Raw genomic sequence first — 20,478 nt, forward strand, 5'->3', positions numbered from 1 at the left:
CCTCGCACCGCCCGCCCCGCCGAAAAAACCGGCAAACCCCGGCTTGGCGACTTGCACCCTCTCTTGCTAGGCTCCCCCCATGCAGACACCTCCCCCCATGCAGACACCTCCCCCGATCAGCGGCGTTCTCGAAGCCGCGCTCTATGCCGAGGATCTCGTCGCGGCCGAGGCCTTCTACGCCGGAAGCCTCGGTCGCGAGGTGGTGCTGCGCCTGCCAGGCCGCCACGTCTTCTTTCGCGCGGGTCCCACGATCCTGCTGGTCTTCGACCCCGGGGCCACCGCCAAACCCTCGCAGAACACCCGGATGCCGGTCCCGCCCCACGGCGCCCATGGCCCGGGCCATGTCTGCTTCCGCGCCTCCCGCGCCGAGATCACTGCCTGGCGCGCCCACTTCCAGGCACAAGACATCCCCATAGACGCCGAGTTCGACTGGCCCAATGGCGCCCGCTCGCTCTACATCCGCGACCCCGCCGGCAATTCCGTGGAATTCGCAGAACCCCACCTCTGGTCCTGAGCCAGCCCCCCCCCTGCTTCTTCTGTTCACAAATACCCTTGGGGGGAGGCCACAGGCCGGGGGGCAAAGCCCCCCTTCACATCAGCCGCCAAAAACCCCCGCCAACCATTCAGGCAGATGGGGGGTCTGGGGGGCGCAAGCCCCCCAGCCTGTCGACACGCGCAGGCGTGGCGAAACTCAAGGCTTTGAGATCAGAACCCGCATTTGTCCCGCAGAAAGGCCAGCGCCACGCCCAGACCGTCCGGCGCGATGCCATGCGCCGTGCCCTTCATGATATGGGCGAACACTTCCTTGAAACCCGCCTTCTGCAGTGCCTCGGCGGCCTCCGGCATTGATTGCACCGGCACCACGTCGTCCTGGTCGCCATGCACCAGCAGCACCGGCGGAAAGCTCACCGCCTCGTCCTCGAGCAGCTCGGGCGCCAGCAGCCGGCCGGAAAAGCCCACCACGCCCGCCACCGCATCCTCGCGCCGGGGCGCGACATGCAGGCTGATCATCGTGCCCTGCGAAAAGCCGAAGAGCGCCACCTGTTCCGGCAGCACGTCCTCGTCAACCATCACCGAATCGAGATAGGCGTTCAGGTCTTCCGCCGCCCGCGCCATGCCGGCCTCGGCCTCTTCCTGCGAAGAGCCGTCGATCCAGGGGATCGGGAACCACTGGAACCCCATCGGCGCGCCGGCACAGGCCTCGGGCGCGTCGGGCGACAGGAACAGCGTGTCGGGCAGATGTTCGCTCAGCGGGTCGGCCAGCCCCAGAAGATCGGCGCCATTGGCGCCGTAGCCGTGCAGGAAAATCACCACCGAGCGCACCTCGCCCGAAACAGGCTCCTTGCGGCCGGATGTCAGAACGCGAGTCATCAAATACCTTCCCTCGATTTAACATGCCTGTAGTAGGCCCAGAGCGCCCGGGCCGCAACAGAGCGCCAGGGCGACCAGGCCACGGCCATCTGTCGCAGGGCGCCGGCGCTGGGGCGTTCCGGCAGGTCGAAAAGCTGCCGCGCCGCCTCCTGCAGGGCCAGATCGCCGGTGGCAAGGACATCCGCCCGCCCGAGCGAGAACATCGCGTAGATCTCGGCGGTCCAGAGGCCGATGCCCTTGACCGCCACCAGGGTCTCGATCACCTCGGTGTCGCTGGCCTCGCGCAGCGCGGCAAAGTCGATCTCCGCCGCCGCCAGTGCCTGGGCATAAGCCGCCTTCTGCCGGCTCAGCCCGAGGTCGCGCAGGGCCTGTTCGTCGACGCCCAGAATGGCCTCTGGCGTCACCATGCCCGCCGCCTGCAGCCGCGCCTTGATCGCATTGGCCGAGGCGACCGAGACCTGCTGGCTGATGATCGCCCCCAGCAGTTCGGCAAACCCGTCGGGGCGCAGGCGCAGCGGCAGCGGGCCGCAGACATCAAGCGCCGGGGCAAAGCGCGGATCGGCTTCGCGCAGCCAGGCCGCGCCTTCGGCCACGCAGGCGTCGCTGGTGATGATCCGGCCTAGTCCAGCCATTCGGAAATCCTTGCCTTTGCCGCCGCCACATCGCGCACCACCGTCACCGCCGGTCGGGGCGGACGGTCGATCATCCCGACCCTGAGGCCCAGTTTCCGCGCCGCCTCCAGCTTGGGCCAGCCCCCCGGCCCGCCGGCATTGCGCAGGATCAGCCAGTCGATGCCCAGCCGGCGAAACAACGCCACTTCGCCCGCCACCGAAAACGGCGAGGCGCCGCGCAGGAACCGCCCGCGCGGCAGGGGAAAGGGATCGTGATGTTCCGAGAGCTGTCGGCTGATCACGTAGCAGTCGCGCAGGCAGGCAAAGCGCATCAGCCCCTCGCGCCCGGTGGCGAGAAACACCCGCGCGCCCCGCTCCACATGCTGCGCCGCCGCGGCCTCGTCGCGCAGGCGCACCCATCGGTCGCGCCGACCCGGCCGCCACGCCGGGCGTTCGAGACGAAAATGCGCAACGCCCAGAATTTGCGCAGCACTGGCGGCAATTTCAGCGCTTTGCCAATCGTTGGGATGGCTCGCATCGACGATCAGCCGCAGCCCGGCGCCCCGCCCGGTCAGCGCCGCGCGGCTCAAAGGCTCCGGCAGCAGAGGCAGAGGCCAGTCATGGACGCGCCGTTCCGGTCCCGGCAGGATCACCCGCGCGCGTCCGACGAGCGCATCGGCCAGCGCCCGCGCCTCGGCCGAGCCGCCGATCAGCAGAATGTCAGGGCCGGGCCGCTGCATGGCAGGTCAGGTCTCGCTCTTTGCGCCCGCCTTGGGACGGGATGTCAGGGGGTGAGGATTGGCCCGATCCCCGCCCCCCGTCAAGCGCAAGGCCCGGAAGAGCCTTGCGCCTTTGCTCGCTCACTCGCCGCGGCGCGGCAGATCGAGGAAGAAGCGCACCATCTCGGCGCTGGCATCGGGGCCTTGGGGGTCGGTATGGCTGCCGGAGCTGTCACCGCCGGACCAGGCATGGCCCAGCCCCTCGACGCGCCAGAATTCCATCATCGGCTTGTCGGCCTCGGACAACACCGAAGTGCGGGTGAAGCTGCGGCCGCCGGCATTGCCGCCGTCGATCACCTCGGCCCCGCCGGGGCGCGCCTCTTCGGCAATGCGACTGCCGTTGACCACGTCGACGGTGCGGTCGTCGCTGCCGTGAAAGACGATGGTCGGCAGCGGCCGCGCCGGCGTGGGCTGTGCCGCTGCCGGGCTGCCGCCCATGGCGGCAAAGGCCGCAGGCGCGGTGTTGGCCGCCTTGTAGGGCAGCCCGGAATGCACACCCACGCCGGCAAAGAGCTCGGGATAGGTCCGCCCGAGGATCACGGCCATCGCCGCCCCGGCCGAGAGCCCGGCGACAAAGACCTGCGAGCTGGGCACCTGGTGCCTGTCGCGCAGCTCTCGTGCCATTCCGGCAAGGATCGCCGGCTCGCCCGCGTCACGCTCCTGGTCGCCGGACTGGAACCAGTTCCAGCAGGCGTTCATGTTGGCGCTGCGCGGTTGCGCCGGGTAGACCACGATAAGCCCGTGTTGATCGGCCAGCCGGTTCATACCGGTGCCATTGGCAAAATCCACCGGGGATTGCGTGCAGCCGTGCAGCATCAGGATCATCCCCTTGGGCGCGCCCGACATCTGCGGCACGTAGACCCGGTAATCCCGGCTGCCGGCGGCGCAGGCAAAGGTGCCGGCGTCGAAGCTTGCGCCCTCTGGCAGCGGCGCTTCCTCTGCCGGGCTGCCCGGCATGCCCTTGGGCATCCGCGCCGCGAGGTCGGAGAGCGTCTGGCCCAGGCCCCGGCGCGGGCTCTTGCGCGCGGCGCCGGGGGTCGGCGCGGCGGTGGCGCCTGCGGTCTCGGGCGCGCTGCTCAGCGACGACCGGATCAGGTCTGTCGCGGCCGAGAGATCGCCCGAGCGCACAAGCTCGGTCGCACGGCGCATGGCCGCGTTGAATTGCGTTTTCATGTCTGTGTCCCTTTCAGGGGTTACTGCTCAGCCGATCCTGTCGCCCAAGGCTGTCTTTACCGCCGCGCTGGCCTGCAAGGCGCCCAGCACGGTGATAGAACCGATCGTGGCCCGTGCGAGTTCCGGTGTGACGTCATTTGCGATGCGCGCGAGGCCCACCACCTTGATATGCAGCACTTCGCCTGCGGCCTGCACCGCTTCGAGGTCGGCCGCGCGGTAGTCGCGCAGCCCGAGGTCCATGGTGTGACGCTCGATCGATTTCGTCACCGCGTCCGACTGGGTGTCGAGCTGGCGGCGGATCGCGGTGCGGATGAAATCGCTGCGGTTGGCATAGAAGCCCTCCTGCACCAGCAGATCGATGCGGCCGAGGTCGACATAGCCGAGGTTGATGGTGATCTTTTCGTTGTCCGGGGTCTTGTCGCGCAGGCGAGTTACGGTGGTCATGTGGTTTCTCCATCCATACGGATGGTATATGGATGGAATGCTGCACCTGCAAGGGTGACGTAGGGGTGCGCGGGGACCGACGTTATCGCAAGCCGCGCATCTCCGGCGCGCGCGGTGGCGATCCACCGACGTTCGGCAGCACTTTATCTCTGACGTTTCCGAATGAACTCCGAGCGAAGCGTGTACGTCAAATTATCGCCGCCGCGTGGGGGCGCGCCGGCGATGCGCGGCGGCCTGTGGCCTTGATTCCGCGCGGGGGCATTGTTCAGGCGATGGGAGCGATCTTCCGAGATCGGTGCTCCCCCTACGGTCCCGCGAAACTGAACAGGAAGCTGTAATCCGAGGCATACCCCCCGCCGGAAATCGCTGCGTTGGAATGGCACTCGACGCAGGCGGTCGACTGCACATAGGTCTCGAGCACCGGGTTCGAAACGGGGAATGCCGCCGGGTCAGGACGGAACGCCGTCTTCGACAGGGGCGCTTTCGGGCCGTCCTCGGGCCCTCCGGCGACCTTCACGTTCTCGTCCACCGGCGAATCCGACCACATCACGTTGATCAGCTGGTAGTACTGGAACACCGAGTCCGGATTGGCCGCCGCGATCATCTGCTGCGCTGCCGTGTTGGTTCGGACGATCGGGTTCTCGCCGGTGTCGGGCAGCGGATAGACCCGCGTCGCCTGGATCGGATAGGGCTGACAGGGCCCCTCGACCCGGCTGCCGACGAACTTGCTCAGCGCATAGGCGGGCGGCTGGTTGGGCGTGCAGGTGGTGCTGGCTGCGCTTTTGCCGGGGGCGAGGCAGGCCTGGGGCACCTCCTGCTCCTTGCAGGACGGGCTGTAGAACCGATAGTCACGCTCGGGCACCTGCCCCTGTGCCACGTCCGCCGCATCAGGCACGTTGTCGACATGGTCAAAAGTGGCCCAGGTCCAGGAGGCCTGCGAGGCGCTCTTGTGCAGGATATGCATCCCGACCAGCGCCAGAACCCGGCCCTCGCAAACCTCGTCAGCCTTGCCGACATCCGAGCAGAAGAACCCCTCGCTCAGCTTGTAGCGGCTCCAATCCTCAAGATTCGCGCCAACGGGCAGGCTCAGCCAGGCGGCCTTGATCTCGACCGCCCCGGACCCGCCCTCGACCGAGCCCTTGGGCAGGTCGATCCGACCGCCAGAGGCCATCAGCGCCTTCTGCGCCTCGGAGTTGTAGAGCTCGTGGTCGGTGAAATAGGTGTATTCCGCCTCGTTCACCACGATCTCGAAGAACACCAGGTTGCTCTTGGTATCCGCCAGCCAGGCCACATGCGGCGAGGCTTCGTTGATGTCCTTGTCGGGGATGAAGTTGCCGCCCAGCTTGGAGGCGCGGCTGATGATCCGGGCATTGGTCTGCGAGGTCAGCTCGGCCACCGTGGCCGGCGCCGAACCGGACTGGCCCCAGGGAGGCGGCGGCGTGCCATCGGCGTTCAGAAGGTCATGTATGTTCATGTAGCCCTCCCATGTCACCGGGGCCAGATCGTGCGGCGTGCCGAAGTTCTCGGCCCCGCCGGTCTTGGGCCAGTTGGCCGCAATGAACTCCGACCAGGCAAAGCAGTTGAACGAGGGCTGGTCGCTCAGCACCGTGTCGCCGGGAAACTCCGGCGACAGGCTTGGCGGGTTGAGGCAGGGGAAATCGGGCTTGGCTGCATGTTCGGCGGCGGGCGCCTTGCCTCCGGGGCCGAACACGCCAGCAAACAGGACGATGACAAGCACCGAAGCGGCGGCAAGAGCGAGGTAAAGGGTCTTTTTCATGATCTTTGTCCTGCTTCGGGGTCAGTTGACGTCGAGAACGATGAGGTTTGCGGGGGCTGGCACCTGCTCGGGCACGCCGGGATTGCTTACCCGTACGCCATAGCGCCCCGGCGGCACGTCGCTCTTGACGAAGATCTTCAGCTCATAGGTGATGTCTTCGTAGATGCCGAAGTCGTCGGGCTTGCTGTCGGCCGCCGGCGTGGCCGCCACCACCTCGACCCTGATGCCCTCGACCTTGGTGCCCGCGGCATCGGCATAGGTGATCTCGGCCGCCTCGGCGCCGTTCTCGACCATCAGCATCACCTCGGTCAGCTCGTGCCCCGGCGCCACCACCATCGGCAAGAGCGGGATGGTCGCGGCCGAGAGCGCGGGCGTGTCCTGCACCGCGGCCAGCACTGCCTTGGCCACCAGCGGCTGCGCCGCGCCATTGGTCGGCCCCGGTTTGCCGTCGACCGGCACTGGCGGATATAGCGTGTCATCGACGACCGGCAGATCGGCAAAGGCGGTGGCCGCCAGCGCCTGGTTGAAGGTCTCGGCGATCTGGCTGCCCCAGAGGATCGGCGTGCCGTTGATCTTGATGTCGCTCACCGTATAGCCCTTGTCCGCCGGCACCTCGAAACGGGCGTGCAGGATCTGGTCATAGGCCTGTCCCGCCTCCTCGGCGGTGCGGCCGCGCAGGATGTGAAAGAACTCGCGCGCGTCGGTGCCGTCCGGGGTGACATAGTTGGAGAAATCCGGCGTCTGCATGTAGAGCCCGATCGGGTTGGTCAGGGTCAGCCGCAGCTTGATGTTGCGGGTCACCTGATTGGCCTGCATTCCGATATTGGGGTCGGAGTTGCGGAACGAGCCGCCGTAGCGCGAGGCGCAGATGGTGTTGGCCGGGCTGTAGTCCTGATCGCCGAGGTCGCGCAGGATGGTCGCCGCGCCACCAAGGTAGATCTCGGCGCCGACGGTATTGGGCGGGCTGGTCAGATGGATGGCACCGCCGCCCTCGTCACTGGCGTGGTTGCCATAGTTCCACTTGTTCAAGGGGTTGTAGGCCGGCTTGCCATTGGCATCGGCGATGGGAAAGCCCGCCTTGTCCTGCAGTTGAAGGTCCTCGATCTGCACGTCGCGGCCGGTCAGCTCGCGGTAGAGCGCCAGCACCTTCTGCGGATCGACCTCCCAGAGGGTGAACCAGTATTCCGGGTTCTCGGCGGTGAAATTGGCGGCGATGATGTCGCCCTCGGCGTTCCGCTCGACCACCCATTCGTTGTATTCGTCCTTCCAGCCGCGCGGGCCGGAGACGCGCTCGCTGTAGAGCTGCCAGCCGTCGGCGTCCTGCGCCCAGTTCACCAGAGGGCAGATGTCGGTCGGGATCTTGACCGGGGCAAAGACGCTGAGATCGGTGCTGGCAAACTCCGGGTGCAGGTCAAGCACCTCGTCGAGGTTCTTGCGCGTTGCCTCGCCGCTGATGTCGAGCCAGCGCTGCATCGGCAGGCTGTCACGCAGCAGCCGCCCCTCGTCGGCCAGCGGATAGACCAGCGCGCCATCCAGCTTGAAGGGGTTGTTCTGGCTGGTGTGGAAATACCAGGTCACCTTGTTGGGAAAGGCGGTCCAGGTGATCGGCTGCACCACCTCCTGTGCATCGTCGGGAATGCTGGCGTAATCGACGAAGTTCGGCCGCGGCGCGTCATGCTCGCTGGTCCAGGGATTGCCGGTGATCGCCATGTCGACAAAGGCCGGCATGAACTGGTTCCACAGGGTCAGCAGCTGCGCCTGCTTGTCCGGTGCCTCGGGGAAATCATCGATCGCCGCCGGGGTCTGGTAGAGAAACTCGGCCTGCTGGGCCATGCCCGGCAGCGGCAGCGCAAGCGCCGCGAGACAGGCCAGAAGGCGCGGCGCGGGAAGGACGGTGAAGGGAACGACTGGCACGGGGGCACCTCCTGTGAGACCGCGTCGCAACGCGTGCTGGCTGGCAGGCTGGCGGGGGCCTGAGCCGCCCTCGACCCTGCCCGGAAACCAACACACAACCCTGAATTGCTCGACGCTACCCTAAATCGCGCAAATCATGTGTGACGTTGATCACCATGGCGCAGGCATTCAGCGCTTGCCGCTCCCCGCCGCTCGGATTACCGATTGGCCATGACCGATCTCTCCGCCCCTGCCCCCGCTTCCGACAGCCGCGCCCGGCGCAATGTCATCGTGCTGGTCCTCGCCCAGGCGATCCTCGGCGCGCAGATGCCGATGATCTTTACCATCGGCGGGTTGGCCGGTCAGTCGCTGGCCTCGAACATCTGTTTCGCCACGCTGCCGATCTCGCTGATCGTGATCGGCTCGATGGTGACGGCGACGCCGATCTCGGCCTTCATGCAGCGCTATGGCCGCCGCGCCGGTTTCTTTGTCGGCGCGCTCGGCGGCGCGCTCGGCGGTCTGATCGGCGCCTACGGGCTCTATCTGCAGAGCTTTCCGATCTTCCTGCTGGGGTCGTTCTGCACCGGTATCTACATGTCGGCGCAGGGCTTCTACCGCTTTGCCGCCGCCGATACCGCCTCTGACAGCTTCCGCCCCAAGGCGATTTCCTACGTCATGGCCGGCGGTCTGGCCTCGGCGATCTTTGGCCCGCAGCTGGTCAAGGTCACCGCCGACGCCTATGTCATCCCCTTCATCGGCACCTATGCGGCGGTGATCGCGGTCAATTTGCTGGGCGCGCTGCTGTTTCTCTTCCTCGACATCCCCAGACCGCCGAAACCCGCCGCCGATGCGCCCAAGGGCCGCTCGCGCTGGGAGCTGCTGACCACCCCGCGCATCGCCGTCGCGGTGATCTGCGCCATGGTCTCCTACGCCCTGATGAACCTGGTGATGACCTCGACACCGCTGGCAGTGGTGGGCTGCGGCTTTGACAAGAACAACGCCGCCGATGTGGTCACCGGCCACGTGCTGGCAATGTTCGCGCCGTCGTTCTTTACCGGCCACCTGATCGCCCGCTTCGGGGTCGAGCGGATCGTGGGCCTCGGCCTGCTGATCCTCGCCGTCGCCGGTGGCGTCGGCCTCGCCGGTGTCGCGCTCGAGAACTTCTTTATCGCGCTGATACTGCTGGGGCTCGGCTGGAACTTCGGCTTCATCGGCGCCACCACCATGCTGGCCGGGGCCCATGCGCCCGAGGAGCGCGGCAAGATGCAGGGGCTCAACGACCTGATCGTCTTTGGCGGCGTCTCGGTGGCCTCGCTGGCCTCCGGCGGGCTGATGAACTGTTCGGGCGGCACACCCCAGGCCGGCTGGACCGCCGTCAACATGGCAATGGTGCCCTTCCTCGTGCTGGCCGGCGGCGCGCTGCTCTGGCTGATGCTGCGGCCAAAGCCCGAGATGGCCTGAGCCCTCAGACCCGGCGCGTGAGCGCCCGCCAGATCAGCCTGGCCCGCTTGCCGGCATCCGAGAGGCCCAGGCTGCCCCGCGCCACCCGCCCCGGGTCGGCCACGACCTGTTTCAACAGCGTCTCGGCCTGCCAGGTGCTGCGCAAGGGCTCAGACAGCCCCGGTTTCAGCGCCCCGCGCCCGCGCCTGAACCGCGCCAGCGCCGCCTCTGCCAGCTCGCGCACCGCCTCTGGCCGCCCATCCATCAACGGCATCCGCCCCCGCGCCTCGAGCTCCGGCACCGCGCAGAGGTACTGCGCCACACCGGCGCCAAAGCCAATGTCGCGCACCGCCGTCTCCTGAGAGGCCCCGAACCAGAGCGTCGCCGCATAGAGCAGATTGCCCGAGGTCGCGTCGATATAGCGCTCGAACGCCGCCTGGTCTTCGAACCCCTCACGGCTGATATCCTGCCGCCGCGCCTCGATCAGCCCGTCCAGCAGACCCACCTGCTCGGCCAGAAGCACACCGGCCAGAGGTGTCACCACCTCGTGCCGCCGCACCAGGCCGCCTTGGGCAATCTCGCCCAGCGCATCGCGCCACCATTGCAGCCGCATCTCGGCGATCATCGGCTCCTGGGTCAGCCAGGGCGCCCGCGCCACCTCGAGGTTGAAGGCAAAAAGCGGAAACAGCCGCGCCCGCGCCGGCAGGGCACAGGACATCACCGCCATGAACCGGTCGGGATCGCCCTTCTCCACCAGCGCGGCGCAGGCCTGCCAATCCAGCGCGCTCATCCGGCGTCGCGGATCAGCTTCCAGCGGATCGCATCGAGCAGCGCCTCCATCGAGGCGTCAACGATATTGGGCGAAACCCCCACCGTCGACCAGCGCCGCCCCTTGCCATCCTCGCTGTCGATGATGACCCGGGTCACCGCCTCGGTGCCACCTTGGGTGATCCGCACCTTGAAATCCACCAGGTGCATGTCGTCGATCGAAGCCTGGTACTTGCCCAGATCGCGCTTCAGCGCCTGGCTCAGCGCGTTCACCGGCCCGCGGTCATTGCCCTCGGCATCATGGCTTTCGCTGACCGAGAGGATCTGCTCGCCGTCGATGGTCACCGCCACCACCGCCTCGGAGGCGCTGACGATCTGGCCCAGCGCATTGCGCCGCCGTTCCACCGTCACCCGGTAGCGGTCCAGCTCGAAGAACCGCCGGGCCTGCCCCAGTTCCTCGCGCGCCAGCAGCTCGAAAGAGGCCTGCGCCCCGTCGTAGGAATAGCCCTCGCTCTCGCGCTCCTTGACCCGGTCGAGAATGCGGCTCAGCGCCGGATCGCCCTTCTCCACCGCCAGCCCGGCCTCTGACAGGCGCCGGCGCAGGTTCGACTGGCCGGCCTGGTTCGACATCGGGATGATCCGCACGTTGCCGACAACCTCGGGGTCGATATGCTCATAGGTCGTCGGGTCCTTGAGGATGGCACTGGCATGCAGCCCGGCCTTGTGAGCAAAGGCCGAAGCGCCGACATAGGCCGCCTGCCGCATCGGCACCCGGTTGAGGATCTCGTCAAGCATCCGGCTGGTCTGCAACAGGGTCGAGAGCGCCTCCTGCGGCACGCCGATCTCGAAACGGCCGGCATAGGGTTCCTTGAGCATCAGCGTCGGGATCAGCGTCGTCAGGTTGGCATTGCCGCAGCGCTCGCCCAACCCGTTGAGCGTGCCCTGCACCTGCCGTGCTCCGGCCATCACCGCCGCCAGCGCGCCGGCCACCGCCGTCTCGGTGTCATTATGCGTGTGGATGCCCAGCTTCTCGCCCGGAATACCGGCGGCAATCACCTCGCCGACGATCTGCCCGATCTCCTCGGGCAGCGTGCCGCCATTGGTGTCACACAGCACCACCCAGCGCGCCCCGGCCTCCAGCGCCGCGCGACAGGCCTCCAGCGCATAGTCCGGGTCGGATTTATAGCCGTCAAAGAAATGCTCGGCATCAAACAGCGCCTCGCGCCCCTGGGCCACGATATGCGCTACGGATTTCGCGATATTCTCGGTGTTTTCCGCCTTGCTGATCCCCAGCGCCGCCTCGACGTGATAAGTGTGGCTCTTGCCCACCAGGCAGACCGCCCCGGTGCCGGCATTCATCACCGCCGCCAGCACGTCGTCGTTCTCGGCCGAAATCCCCGCCCGCTTGGTCATGCCAAAGGCGGTGATCCGCGCCCGTGTCTCCGGCGCCACCTCGAAGAACGCGCTGTCCGTCGGGTTCGCCCCCGGCCAGCCGCCTTCGATGTAATCCACCCCCAGCCGGTCCAGCGCCTCGGCAATCCGCACCTTTTCTGGCGTCGAGAACTGCACCCCTTGCGTCTGCTGCCCGTCGCGCAGGGTGGTGTCATAGATATAAAGCCGCTCAACCATGACAGCCCCCCATGCTTCTTCTGTTCAAAAATACCCTTCGGGGGGAGTCCGCATCTGCGGACGGGGGGCAGACAGCCCCCCAGCAACGCCGATCCAACATCACAACCCCTCCAGCCTCGCGGCATCAAACCCCGGCCCCGGCACCAGCTCGACACCGGATTTGCTCATCCGCACCTCGACCCCGGCCGCGATCAACCCCTGTTTCAGCGCATCGACGCCGGAGAAATCCTTGCTCTCCATCGCCCTGGCGCGGGTCTCGTTGAGCCGGGTCACGTATTTCGACAGGTCCACCTCGACCTTGTCCCAGCCGCCCAGCGCCTTGCCCAGCAAACCGAGCAACGCCGCCCCGGCCTTCAGAGCCGGGGCCTCCCCCGCTGCCGCGAGGCGATGCAGCTCGGCAATCGCGCCGGCGGTGTTGAGGTCATCGGCCACCGCCCGCAGCACCGCCTCGGGCACCGGGCCCGGCTCGACACCCTCGCAGAGCCCGCGCCACTTGCGCAGCACCGCCTCGGCCTCGTCGCGCTTCTTCGCGGTCCAGTCCATCGGCTTGCCGTAATGCGTGCTCAGGAAGACAAAGCGGATCACTTCGCCCGGCACGCCCTCGTCAAGCAGGTCACGGACGGTGAAGAAGTTGCCCAGCGACTTGGACATCTTCCTGCCCTCGACCTGCAGCATCTCGTTGTGCAGCCAGACCTTGGCGAAATCGCCCTCGGGATGCGCGCAGCAGCTCTGGGCGATCTCGTTCTCATGGTGCGGAAACATCAGGTCGTTGCCGCCACCGTGGATGTCGAAACTCGCGCCAAGCAGCGCATAGGACATTGCCGAGCACTCGATATGCCAGCCCGGGCGGCCGCGGCCCCAGGGGCTCTCCCATCCCGGCAGATCGTCGGAAGAGGGCTTCCACAGCACGAAATCCATCGGATTTCGTTTGTAGGGCGCCACCTCCACCCGGGCGCCGGCGATCATGTCATCGACCGACCGGCCGGACAGCGCGCCGTAGTCCTTGTAGCTCTCCACGGCAAAGAGCGCATGCCCCTCGGCCGCATAGGCGTGCCCCTTGGCGATCAGCCCCTCGATCATCTCGATCATCTGCGGGATGTATTGCGTCGCCCGCGGCATGTTCGTCGGCTCCAGCGTTCCCAGCGCAGCCATGTCGTCGAGATACCATTGCGTGGTTTCGGCGGTGATCTCGGCGATCGACCGCCCGCTTTCGGCGGCGCGGGCGTTGATCTTGTCATCGACGTCGGTGAAGTTGCGCACGTAGGTCACGTGACCCGGCCCATAGACATGGCGCAGCAGCCGGAACAGCACGTCGAACATGATCACGTTGCGCGCATTGCCCAGGTGAGCGCGGTCATAAACCGTTGGCCCGCATAGATAAATCCGCACGTTGGCCGGATCGATCGGGTCCAGGACCTCCTTTCGGCGGGTCCTAGTATTGTGCAGTCTGATCTCGGTCATAACCTCTCCTCACGGGCGTGGCGTCTGGTCCACGGACGCTCGCGGCGGGCTTAGCAAGATCGGTTCACAAAGGAAAGAAGAGCAGGCCCGCCGACATGTGTCAGCGGATAATGCAGCAAATGATGATTGCCTTGGTGCTCATGCCCTCTCAGGTAGCACAGGGTTTGCCCTGCGCCAAGCGCGCTTTTGCCGGTGTGCGCTGGTCGAGCAGGGTAAAGCCCACGCCCAGCGCGATCAGCCCGGCGCCGGCCCAGGTCAGCGGACCATAGCGCTCGCCCAGCAGCAGCACCGCCGCCGCCATGCCGGTGGCCGCCGCCACATAGCCGATCTGGCTCAGCATCACCGGCCCGCCCATGCGTTGCAGCCGGAAGAAGGCCGGAAAGGTCACCCCCGCCACCAGCATCTGCACCAACGCTACCGAGGGGATCTCGGCCACCGCGGCAAACGGGATGTGACCCCGGGTGACCAGCAGGATGCCGACAAAGGTCACGGCCGAGGTGACATGGCTCCAGAAGGCCAGCACCACCGGCTCGGCCCCCTCGGGCCAGTCGAGCGTGCGATAGACATTGCCCACCGCCAGGATCACCGGGATTGCCACCGCCGCCAGCGCCCAGAGCGAGATGCCGGCGACATCGCCACGCCCCAGCGCCACCAGCATCGCCCCGCCCATGCCGAGCGCGATGCCCACCAGCCCCAGCACCCGGGGCGCGCGCAGGCCAAAGACCAGCGACAGCCCCAGCGTGAAGACCGGCGAGAGCGCGAACATCATGCCCACCTGCCCCGCACCCACATGCGGGATGGCGGCAAAGACCAAGAGGTTGGCCCCGACAAAGGTGATCAACCCGGCCAGCACCACGTACCGCAGGGTAGCGCCGCGCGGCACGAACAGCGCCCGCCGCGCCAGCAGCCCCGGCAAGAGCGCAATGGCCGCCCCGAGCGAGATCAGCAGCGCCCAGAGCGCCGGCGGCACCTCGGCCGCGCCGGCGAGTTTGCCCAAGGGAAAGTTCAGACCGGTCATCACGCCCACGTAGACCAGCAGGAAAGGCACCGAATTAAGCATAGCTGACCACCTCGTATTCCACGCCATCGGGACCGTCGAAATAGAACCGCCGTCCCGGTTCGTAATCGCCGTGATTGCCCGGCGCATAGCCGGCGGCGATCACCTTGTCCTCGGCCGCGTCGATATCCTCGACCACGATGCCGATGTGATTGAGCGCGCCCAGCTGGCTGTAGCGCTTGCTCTGCCCCTCGGACCGATCGCTCGGCGCATAGAGTGCCAGATAGCTGGTCTCGGTGCCCACATGCAACGCGCGGCCCTTGGGGCCCTCGCCTTGCCAGCGGATGCGCCAGCCAAAGAGCTCCTGCAGGACCGCGGCCGTGGCCTGCGGGTCGTCGACGGTTATGTTCACATGCTCAAGATAGGCCATGCCTGCCTCCTTTGTTGATCATGGTCACAGGCTAATGTCTCAACTATACTTAAGCACAACAGGCAAGTTTCATTTAAATTCAAGAGGTAACCCATGGTGAAACGCGGATTGAGCATCGGATTCGTGGCCGAGCGCACCGGTCTCGCGGTCTCGGCGGTGCGCTATTACGAGGAACAGGGGCTGGTCCATCCCGATCGCAACGCCGGCGGGCAGCGCAGTTTCGAGCGCTCGGACATCCGCCGGCTGAGCTTTGTGCGCATCGCGCAAGGCCTCGGGTTTTCCATCGCCGAGATCCGCGCGGCGCTGGCCTCGCTGCCGGAAAACCGCACGCCCACCAAGGCCGACTGGGAGCGGATTTCCAACGAATTTGGCCGGGTGCTCGACGCGCGGATCGCGCAGATGCAGGCGCTGCGGGCCAATCTCGACGGCTGTATCGGCTGCGGCTGTCTCTCGCTGGAGCGCTGCAAGCTCTACAACCCGGACGATCGCGCTGCCAGGCTGGGCGACGGCCCGCGATTCCTGCTGGGCGACCGACCGTCGGACGCGGAATGACTTGCGCGGCGGGCGGCCAGCGGCCAGTCTGATCCCATGTCACGCGAGTTGGTAAATGCGATCTGTGCCACCCTGCCCGGCGCCGAGGTCTCTGACCCCTGGGGCGGCGGCCATGACGCGTGGAAGGTCGGCGGCAAGATGTTTGCCAATACCGGCGCCATGGGCGATGGCGTTTCGCTCAAGACCGCCGACACCGAGACCGCGCAGGCGCTGATCGAGATGGGCCGCGCGATCAAGGCGCCCTATTTCCACCGCTCGTGGGTGAAGTTGCCCTTCGATCAATTCGGCCCCGAGGGCATTACCGAAGACGAGCTGCGCGACAGGATCGTCACCTCCTATCACCTGGTCCGGTCGAAGCTGCCCAAGAAGGTGCAGGCCACACTGGCAGAGGCCGACGAGACATGAGCGCGTTCTGCGACATGCGGGCGATGGCGCCATGAGCGATCCGGTCAGTTCGATCCGCAATCTCGGCCCGGCGATGGAGACCGCCTGCGCCCGCGTCGGCATCAACAGCGCCGAGGAGCTGCGCGCACTGGGGGCGGATGCGGCCTATGGCAAGTTGATCGCCAGCGGCATGCGGCCGCATTTCATCGGCTACTACGTACTGGTCATGGCGCTGCAGGGCCGGCCGTGGAACGATTGCCAGGGCGAGGAGAAGAAGGCGCTGCGCAAACGCTTCGACGCGCTGAAGAAGGCCCATGCGCCGGCCAAGGCGCCCGACAGCGGCATCGAGCGCATCCTGAACGAGATCGGCGTGATCGAACGACGCTGAGGCTTAGCCCGCCGGCCAGATCAGCTCCAGCCGGATGCCGCCGGGTTCGGCGAACATCATGTGGCGGCGCGGACCGCTGCCCATGAGCTCCGGCATGAATTCGACCTCGACGCCTGGATAGGCGCTGACCTTTTCCGCCAGAGCATCGAGCTTTTCCGAGCTCTCGACCTCCAGCGCCAGGTGATGCAGACCGATGTTGTGGCGCCGGTCGAAGGCGGTGATCTCGGACGTGGAGTCGACCTGCCAGAGGGTCAGGCGCAGATGCCCATCGGTCACCTAATTGCGCGGATAGCTATCGTCGCGGGCGACCTCCTGCCAGCCCAGCACCGAGGTCAGGAAATCGGTGGTTCTGTCGAGGTCCCTGACCGCGAGGCCGAGGTGGTTGAGCCCTGAAGTGTCTGCCATCTGCCGCTGTCCTTGCCTGGGGTCGGCACAGGTTAGCGGGGAAGCTTCATTCGTGCAAAGGCCCATGCGGCGGCCATGTGGGTGATGGCAAAGCGCGGCGTGCCGAGGGCGGCGTCGAGCTCCTCGGGGCTGGCAAAGCTGACCTCCATCTCCTCGAGGTCGCCGGGGTCTGCCTCGGCCACCTTTTCGCAGTCGAGCGCGAGGAAGTAGGTCCCCGAACAGCCGCGCTGGTTGCCGTTGTCGACGTAGCTGCCCATCGGAACGAAGGCGCCGGCGCGGTAGCCGGTCTCTTCCATCAACTCGCGGCGCCCGGCCTCCTCGGGCGCTTCGCCCTCGTCGACAAAGCCACCGGGGAAGGTGATCGAGACGCAGCGCGGCCCGTGCTTGTATTGCTCGAGGATCAGGATGCGGCCCTCCGGCGTGACCGGCACGACCGAGACGAAGGGGCGCAGGTGGACCTGGTAGAAATCATCGATCACCCGTCCATCGGGCAGTTCGACGCTCTCGCGCGCGACCTGCAGATAGGGCTCCGCCGCATAGACGATGTCCTTCTGAAGGGTCTTCCAGTGCCTGTCTGCCATTGTCCCACCTCACCTTGTCACTTGCATCTGTCTTGGAAACGGAAAACGCCGCCCCGCTGCCGGGGCGGCGCCTGTCGCGGGACCCGGGGTCTGCCGGCTCAGCCGACCAGTTCGAGACCCGAGAAGAAGTAGGCGATCTCGACAGCGGCGGTTTCCGGCGCGTCGGAGCCGTGGACAGAGTTCTCACCCACGGATTCGGCAAACTCGGCGCGGATGGTGCCGGCGGCCGCATCGGCGGGGTTGGTGGCGCCCATCACTTCGCGGTTCTTCTGGATCGCGTCCTCGCCTTCGAGAACCTGCACCACCACCGGCTCGGAGGCCATGAATTCGCAGAGCTCGTCATAGAAGGGACGCTCGGCGTGCACTTCGTAGAACTTGCCGGCCTGTGCCTTGGTCAGCTGGATGCGCTTTTGCGCGACGATGCGCAGGCCTGCGTCCTCGAACTTGGCATTGATCTTGCCGGTGAGGTTGCGGCGGGTGGCGTCGGGTTTGATGATGCTGAGCGTGCGTTGAACTGCCATGGGGGCGGTCTCCTGTTGAAACGCCGGGATGCGCCCCGGCCGGTCTGAAATCGGGCGTGCGATAACACGGGTCTCCCGGCTTGGGAAGGGGGGCTCTGGCGTGAGACGGGGATGGGGGCTTTGCCCCCTTGCCCCCCAAGGTATTTTTAAACAGAAGAAGCTCGGGGCGTGGCTGGTGTGTGGGTCGCGGCTCTGCTAGAGCGCGGCCATGCTGACGATTGATGACATCACCTACTCGGTAGAAGGGCGCCTGCTGCTTGACGGCGCCAGCGCGCGGATTCCGGCGGGCCACAAGGTCGGCCTGATCGGCCGCAACGGCACCGGCAAGACCACCCTGTTCCGGCTGATCCGCGGCGAGCTCGCGCTCGAGGGCGGGGCGATCACCCTGCCCCAGCGCGCCCGCATCGGCGGCGTGGCGCAGGAGGTGCCGGCCAACGAGGTGTCCCTGCTCGACACCGTGCTGGCCGCCGACACCGAGCGCGCCGCGCTGATGGCCGAGGCCGAACACGCCCAGGACGCCACCCGGATCGCCGAGATCCAGACCCGGCTGGCGGATATTGACGCCTGGAGCGCCGAGGCGCGGGCCTCGTCGATCCTCAAGGGCCTGGGGTTCGACGATGCCGAGCAGCTGATGCCCTGCTCTGCCTTTTCCGGTGGCTGGCGGATGCGGGTGGCCTTGGCGGGCGTGCTGTTCGCGCAGCCCGACTTGCTGCTGCTCGACGAGCCGACCAACTATCTCGACCTCGAAGGCGCGCTCTGGCTGGAAAGCTACCTGGCGAAATATCCCCATACGGTGATCATCATCAGCCACGACCGCGGGCTGTTGAACCGGGCGGTGGGCGCGATCCTGCATCTCGAGGAGCGCAAGCTCACCTTCTACCAGGGCCCCTACGACCAGTTCGCCCGCCAGCGCGCCGAACAGCGCGCGGTGCAGGCCTCGATGGCCAAGAAGCAGCAGGCCCGGGTGGCGCATCTGCAAAGCTTCGTCGACCGCTTCCGCGCCAAGGCCTCGAAGGCCAAGCAGGCGCAGGCGCGGTTGAAGATGATCGAGAAGATCGACCTGGTGGCCGCGCCCGAGGAAGTGGCGCGCCGGGTCTTCACCTTTCCGCAGCCCGAAGAGCTGTCGCCGCCGATCATCTCGATCGAGGGCGGCGAGACCGGTTATGACGGCAAGCCGGTGCTGCGCGGGCTGAACCTGCGGATCGACCATGATGACCGCATCGCGCTGCTGGGCAAGAACGGCCAGGGCAAGTCGACGCTGTCGAAGCTGCTGTCTGACCGGCTGCCGCTGATGTCGGGCAAGATGACCCGGTCTGCCAAGCTGCGGATCGGCTATTTCGCCCAGCACCAAGTGGACGAGCTGCATATTGACGAGACGCCACTGCAGCACTTGCAGCGTGAACGGCCCGACACGATGCAGTCGAAGCTGCGCGCCCAGCTCGCGGGCTTCGGCCTGGGTGCCGATCAGGCCGAGACCGAGGTCGGCCGGCTGTCCGGCGGCCAGAAGGCGCGGCTCTCGCTGCTGCTGGCAACGCTCGATGCGCCGCACCTGCTGATCCTCGACGAGCCGACCAACCACCTAGATATCGAGAGCCGCGAGGCGCTGGTCGAGGCGCTGACCGCCTATGGCGGCGCGGTGATCCTCGTCAGCCACGACATGCACCTGCTGTCGATGGTGGCCGACCGGCTCTGGCTGGTTTCGAACGGCGGGGTCAAACCCTTCGAGGACGATCTCGAGGCCTATCGCCGCCTGCTGCTGTCCTCAGACAAGCCGGCAAAATCCGACAAGCCCAAGGCTGCCAAACCCAAGGACGACAAGCCCCGCCGCGCCACCCGGGAAAAGCTGATGGCACTGCGCGCCGAGGTGCGCAAATGCGAGGACCGGGTCGAAAAGATCACCGACATGCACGGCAAGCTGCAGCGCAAGCTGGCCGATCCGGCGATCTACGACGACGCCAAGACCGCCGAGCTGGCCGAGTGGAACCGCAAGTTCGCCGAGGTCGAGGAAGGGCTGAAGCGCGCCGAGGCGCTGTGGATGGCGGCGCTGGAAAAGCTGGAGAAGGCGGGCGGGTAAGGCGCGCGCCGCCCCGGGCCTGACCCGGGGCCTCACCACAAAGCTGCAACAAACGTGTCGCGGCAACCGCTTCGTCTGTCGTCTTCGCCCCTTGCCGAATCCCGCCTGCCGTGGTGCCTAGGGCCATGGACAGCGCCTTTCTCATCTCCGCCTTCGTCACTCTTTTTGTTGTGGTCGATCCCATAGGTCTCACGCCACTTTTCGTGGCGATGACCTCGGGCATGTCGTCCCGCGCACGCCGGGCCATTGCCATCCGCGCCTGCGTGGTGGCCGTGGCGATCCTCGCGCTCTTCGGCGCGCTGGGGGAATCGGTGCTGGGCTTTATCGGCATATCCATGCCGGCCTTCCGCATTGCCGGCGGGCTGCTGTTGTTTCTCACCGCGCTCGACATGCTGTTCGAGCGCCGCACCAAGCGGCGCGAGGACCGTGCCGAGGAGGCCGAGGAAGAGGACGACGGCCATGATCCTTCGGTCTTTCCGCTAGCCATTCCGCTCTTGGCCGGGCCCGGCTCGATCGCCTCGATGATCCTGCTGACCGGCGCGCGGCCGGGGATCGAGGGCTATCTCTGGGTGACCGGCGTGATGCTGGCGGTGGTGGCCATCGCCTTTCTGCTGTTCCTGATCTCGGGCTTCCTGGAACGGGGCCTCGGGCGCACCGGCATCGTCGTGGTGACGCGGCTTCTGGGCATGTTGCTGGCGGCGCTGGCGGTGCAATTCGTGCTCGACGGGCTGCGCGATTACGGATTGGCCTCGGGGCTGGCCTCGTAAAGCCGCGCACCCCGCCCTATGTCATGGACAAAG

At 66.8% G+C, this 20,478-nt stretch carries 21 protein-coding genes and 1 pseudogene; 7 read left to right on the plus strand and 15 right to left on the minus strand.

The window, feature by feature from the left end; all coding sequences use genetic code 11:
• The first annotated feature begins 97 nt into the window (after nucleotides 1-97).
• Nucleotides 98-514: a VOC family protein gene (locus ACN0SE_RS08580; RefSeq protein ID WP_417524103.1), complete on the plus strand. Its 417-nt coding sequence runs from the start codon at nucleotides 98-100 to the stop codon at nucleotides 512-514.
• A 191-nt stretch (nucleotides 515-705) separates the two neighbouring features.
• Here the strand turns inward: ACN0SE_RS08580 and ACN0SE_RS08585 are convergent, their stop codons facing one another.
• The 7 genes from ACN0SE_RS08585 to ACN0SE_RS08615 all read right to left on the minus strand — a co-directional run bounded on the left by ACN0SE_RS08585 (nucleotide 706) and on the right by ACN0SE_RS08615 (nucleotide 8,069).
• Nucleotides 706-1,371, minus strand: coding sequence for an alpha/beta hydrolase (locus ACN0SE_RS08585; protein WP_417524104.1), 666 nt, complete (start codon nucleotides 1,369-1,371; stop codon nucleotides 706-708).
• Nucleotides 1,371-2,003, minus strand: coding sequence for a DNA-3-methyladenine glycosylase family protein (locus ACN0SE_RS08590; protein ID WP_417524105.1), 633 nt, complete (start codon nucleotides 2,001-2,003; stop codon nucleotides 1,371-1,373). Before ACN0SE_RS08590 ends, ACN0SE_RS08585 begins: the two co-directional genes overlap by 1 nt.
• Nucleotides 1,991-2,722 carry a precorrin-6A/cobalt-precorrin-6A reductase gene (locus ACN0SE_RS08595; protein ID WP_417524106.1) on the minus strand — a complete coding sequence of 244 codons (732 nt, stop codon included), beginning with the start codon at nucleotides 2,720-2,722 and terminating at the stop codon, nucleotides 1,991-1,993. Before ACN0SE_RS08595 ends, ACN0SE_RS08590 begins: the two co-directional genes overlap by 13 nt.
• A gap of 120 nt (nucleotides 2,723-2,842) precedes the next feature.
• A complete protein-coding gene (locus ACN0SE_RS08600) occupies nucleotides 2,843-3,934 on the minus strand; it encodes an alpha/beta hydrolase family esterase (RefSeq protein ID WP_417524107.1) in 1,092 nt (363 codons plus the stop codon).
• Between the two features lie 27 nt (nucleotides 3,935-3,961).
• Nucleotides 3,962-4,378, minus strand: a complete 417-nt coding sequence (locus tag ACN0SE_RS08605; RefSeq protein WP_417524108.1) for a CopG family transcriptional regulator — start codon at nucleotides 4,376-4,378, stop codon at nucleotides 3,962-3,964.
• Nucleotides 4,379-4,682: 304 nt separating this feature from the next.
• Nucleotides 4,683-6,155 (minus strand): hypothetical protein, encoded by a 1,473-nt coding sequence (locus ACN0SE_RS08610; protein ID WP_417524109.1) that lies wholly within the window; start codon nucleotides 6,153-6,155, stop codon nucleotides 4,683-4,685.
• A 21-nt stretch (nucleotides 6,156-6,176) separates the two neighbouring features.
• Nucleotides 6,177-8,069 (minus strand): hypothetical protein, encoded by a 1,893-nt coding sequence (locus ACN0SE_RS08615; RefSeq protein WP_417524110.1) that lies wholly within the window; start codon nucleotides 8,067-8,069, stop codon nucleotides 6,177-6,179.
• A 210-nt stretch (nucleotides 8,070-8,279) separates the two neighbouring features.
• On the opposite strand from ACN0SE_RS08615, the gene ACN0SE_RS08620 reads away from it, so the two are divergent.
• Nucleotides 8,280-9,509: an MFS transporter gene (locus tag ACN0SE_RS08620; protein ID WP_417524111.1), complete on the plus strand. Its 1,230-nt coding sequence runs from the start codon at nucleotides 8,280-8,282 to the stop codon at nucleotides 9,507-9,509.
• A 4-nt stretch (nucleotides 9,510-9,513) separates the two neighbouring features.
• Here the strand turns inward: ACN0SE_RS08620 and ACN0SE_RS08625 are convergent, their stop codons facing one another.
• The 5 genes from ACN0SE_RS08625 to ACN0SE_RS08645 all read right to left on the minus strand — a co-directional run bounded on the left by ACN0SE_RS08625 (nucleotide 9,514) and on the right by ACN0SE_RS08645 (nucleotide 14,773).
• Nucleotides 9,514-10,278: a squalene/phytoene synthase family protein gene (locus tag ACN0SE_RS08625; protein WP_417524112.1), complete on the minus strand. Its 765-nt coding sequence runs from the start codon at nucleotides 10,276-10,278 to the stop codon at nucleotides 9,514-9,516.
• Nucleotides 10,275-11,885, minus strand: coding sequence for a citramalate synthase (gene cimA, locus ACN0SE_RS08630; RefSeq protein WP_417524113.1), 1,611 nt, complete (start codon nucleotides 11,883-11,885; stop codon nucleotides 10,275-10,277). The genes ACN0SE_RS08625 and cimA overlap by 4 nt, the downstream gene beginning before the upstream one ends.
• A 99-nt stretch (nucleotides 11,886-11,984) precedes the next feature.
• Nucleotides 11,985-13,346 (minus strand): cysteine--tRNA ligase, encoded by a 1,362-nt coding sequence (gene cysS / locus ACN0SE_RS08635; RefSeq protein WP_417524114.1) that lies wholly within the window; start codon nucleotides 13,344-13,346, stop codon nucleotides 11,985-11,987.
• A gap of 148 nt (nucleotides 13,347-13,494) precedes the next feature.
• A complete protein-coding gene (locus ACN0SE_RS08640) occupies nucleotides 13,495-14,406 on the minus strand; it encodes a DMT family transporter (RefSeq protein WP_417524115.1) in 912 nt (303 codons plus the stop codon).
• Complete coding sequence (locus tag ACN0SE_RS08645) at nucleotides 14,399-14,773, minus strand: VOC family protein (RefSeq protein WP_417524116.1); 375 nt, start codon at nucleotides 14,771-14,773, stop codon at nucleotides 14,399-14,401. The genes ACN0SE_RS08640 and ACN0SE_RS08645 overlap by 8 nt, the downstream gene beginning before the upstream one ends.
• A 93-nt stretch (nucleotides 14,774-14,866) precedes the next feature.
• Between ACN0SE_RS08645 and soxR the strand changes: the two genes are divergently transcribed.
• Genes soxR through ACN0SE_RS08660 form a run of 3 tightly spaced genes read left to right on the plus strand, consistent with a single transcriptional unit; the run spans nucleotide 14,867 to nucleotide 16,097 of the window.
• A complete protein-coding gene (soxR, locus tag ACN0SE_RS08650) occupies nucleotides 14,867-15,325 on the plus strand; it encodes a redox-sensitive transcriptional activator SoxR (RefSeq protein ID WP_417524117.1) in 459 nt (152 codons plus the stop codon).
• A 36-nt stretch (nucleotides 15,326-15,361) separates the two neighbouring features.
• Entirely contained in the window at nucleotides 15,362-15,730 is a 369-nt protein-coding gene (locus ACN0SE_RS08655; protein WP_417524118.1) for an MmcQ/YjbR family DNA-binding protein, read from the plus strand.
• A gap of 31 nt (nucleotides 15,731-15,761) precedes the next feature.
• A complete protein-coding gene (locus ACN0SE_RS08660) occupies nucleotides 15,762-16,097 on the plus strand; it encodes a TfoX/Sxy family protein (protein ID WP_417524119.1) in 336 nt (111 codons plus the stop codon).
• 3 nt (nucleotides 16,098-16,100) lie between these two features.
• On the opposite strand, the pseudogene ACN0SE_RS08665 reads toward ACN0SE_RS08660, so the two are convergent.
• From ACN0SE_RS08665 to ndk, 3 genes and pseudogenes are all read right to left on the minus strand, one after another.
• Nucleotides 16,101-16,568 (minus strand): annotated as a pseudogene (locus tag ACN0SE_RS08665) (VOC family protein).
• On the minus strand, nucleotides 16,535-17,083 hold the full coding sequence (locus ACN0SE_RS08670; RefSeq protein ID WP_417524120.1) for an NUDIX hydrolase: 549 nt from the start codon (nucleotides 17,081-17,083) through the stop codon (nucleotides 16,535-16,537). The pseudogene ACN0SE_RS08665 and the gene ACN0SE_RS08670 overlap by 34 nt, the downstream one beginning before the upstream one ends.
• A 98-nt stretch (nucleotides 17,084-17,181) precedes the next feature.
• Nucleotides 17,182-17,604, minus strand: coding sequence for a nucleoside-diphosphate kinase (gene ndk, locus ACN0SE_RS08675; protein WP_417524121.1), 423 nt, complete (start codon nucleotides 17,602-17,604; stop codon nucleotides 17,182-17,184).
• 208 nt (nucleotides 17,605-17,812) lie between these two features.
• Between ndk and ACN0SE_RS08680 the strand changes: the two genes are divergently transcribed.
• Together ACN0SE_RS08680 and ACN0SE_RS08685 are read left to right on the plus strand one after the other, a co-directional pair.
• On the plus strand, nucleotides 17,813-19,678 hold the full coding sequence (locus ACN0SE_RS08680) for an ABC-F family ATP-binding cassette domain-containing protein (protein WP_417524122.1): 1,866 nt from the start codon (nucleotides 17,813-17,815) through the stop codon (nucleotides 19,676-19,678).
• A 125-nt stretch (nucleotides 19,679-19,803) separates the two neighbouring features.
• Entirely contained in the window at nucleotides 19,804-20,445 is a 642-nt protein-coding gene (locus ACN0SE_RS08685; protein ID WP_417524123.1) for a MarC family protein, read from the plus strand.
• The last annotated feature ends 33 nt before the right edge of the window (nucleotides 20,446-20,478 follow it).

This window comes from Marinovum sp. (assembly GCF_048263515.1).
In the GTDB taxonomy this organism is placed as follows: Bacteria; Pseudomonadota; Alphaproteobacteria; order Rhodobacterales; family Rhodobacteraceae; genus Marinovum.

Coding starts and splice junctions, on each gene's coding strand:
- ACN0SE_RS08670 (WP_417524120.1), bottom strand. CDS start 17,083: ATGGCAGACAGGCACTGGAAGACCCTTCAGAAGGACATCGTCTATGCG.
- cysS (WP_417524114.1), bottom strand. CDS start 13,346: ATGACCGAGATCAGACTGCACAATACTAGGACCCGCCGAAAGGAGGTC.
- ACN0SE_RS08600 (WP_417524107.1), bottom strand. CDS start 3,934: ATGAAAACGCAATTCAACGCGGCCATGCGCCGTGCGACCGAGCTTGTG.
- ACN0SE_RS08590 (WP_417524105.1), bottom strand. CDS start 2,003: ATGGCTGGACTAGGCCGGATCATCACCAGCGACGCCTGCGTGGCCGAA.
- ACN0SE_RS08640 (WP_417524115.1), bottom strand. CDS start 14,406: ATGCTTAATTCGGTGCCTTTCCTGCTGGTCTACGTGGGCGTGATGACC.
- ACN0SE_RS08610 (WP_417524109.1), bottom strand. CDS start 6,155: ATGAAAAAGACCCTTTACCTCGCTCTTGCCGCCGCTTCGGTGCTTGTC.
- ACN0SE_RS08680 (WP_417524122.1), top strand. CDS start 17,813: ATGCTGACGATTGATGACATCACCTACTCGGTAGAAGGGCGCCTGCTG.
- ACN0SE_RS08660 (WP_417524119.1), top strand. CDS start 15,762: ATGAGCGATCCGGTCAGTTCGATCCGCAATCTCGGCCCGGCGATGGAG.
- ACN0SE_RS08645 (WP_417524116.1), bottom strand. CDS start 14,773: ATGGCCTATCTTGAGCATGTGAACATAACCGTCGACGACCCGCAGGCC.
- ACN0SE_RS08625 (WP_417524112.1), bottom strand. CDS start 10,278: ATGAGCGCGCTGGATTGGCAGGCCTGCGCCGCGCTGGTGGAGAAGGGC.
- ACN0SE_RS08685 (WP_417524123.1), top strand. CDS start 19,804: ATGGACAGCGCCTTTCTCATCTCCGCCTTCGTCACTCTTTTTGTTGTG.
- ACN0SE_RS08585 (WP_417524104.1), bottom strand. CDS start 1,371: ATGACTCGCGTTCTGACATCCGGCCGCAAGGAGCCTGTTTCGGGCGAG.
- soxR (WP_417524117.1), top strand. CDS start 14,867: ATGGTGAAACGCGGATTGAGCATCGGATTCGTGGCCGAGCGCACCGGT.
- ACN0SE_RS08580 (WP_417524103.1), top strand. CDS start 98: ATGCAGACACCTCCCCCGATCAGCGGCGTTCTCGAAGCCGCGCTCTAT.
- ACN0SE_RS08655 (WP_417524118.1), top strand. CDS start 15,362: ATGTCACGCGAGTTGGTAAATGCGATCTGTGCCACCCTGCCCGGCGCC.
- ndk (WP_417524121.1), bottom strand. CDS start 17,604: ATGGCAGTTCAACGCACGCTCAGCATCATCAAACCCGACGCCACCCGC.
- ACN0SE_RS08620 (WP_417524111.1), top strand. CDS start 8,280: ATGACCGATCTCTCCGCCCCTGCCCCCGCTTCCGACAGCCGCGCCCGG.
- ACN0SE_RS08605 (WP_417524108.1), bottom strand. CDS start 4,378: ATGACCACCGTAACTCGCCTGCGCGACAAGACCCCGGACAACGAAAAG.
- cimA (WP_417524113.1), bottom strand. CDS start 11,885: ATGGTTGAGCGGCTTTATATCTATGACACCACCCTGCGCGACGGGCAG.
- ACN0SE_RS08595 (WP_417524106.1), bottom strand. CDS start 2,722: ATGCAGCGGCCCGGCCCTGACATTCTGCTGATCGGCGGCTCGGCCGAG.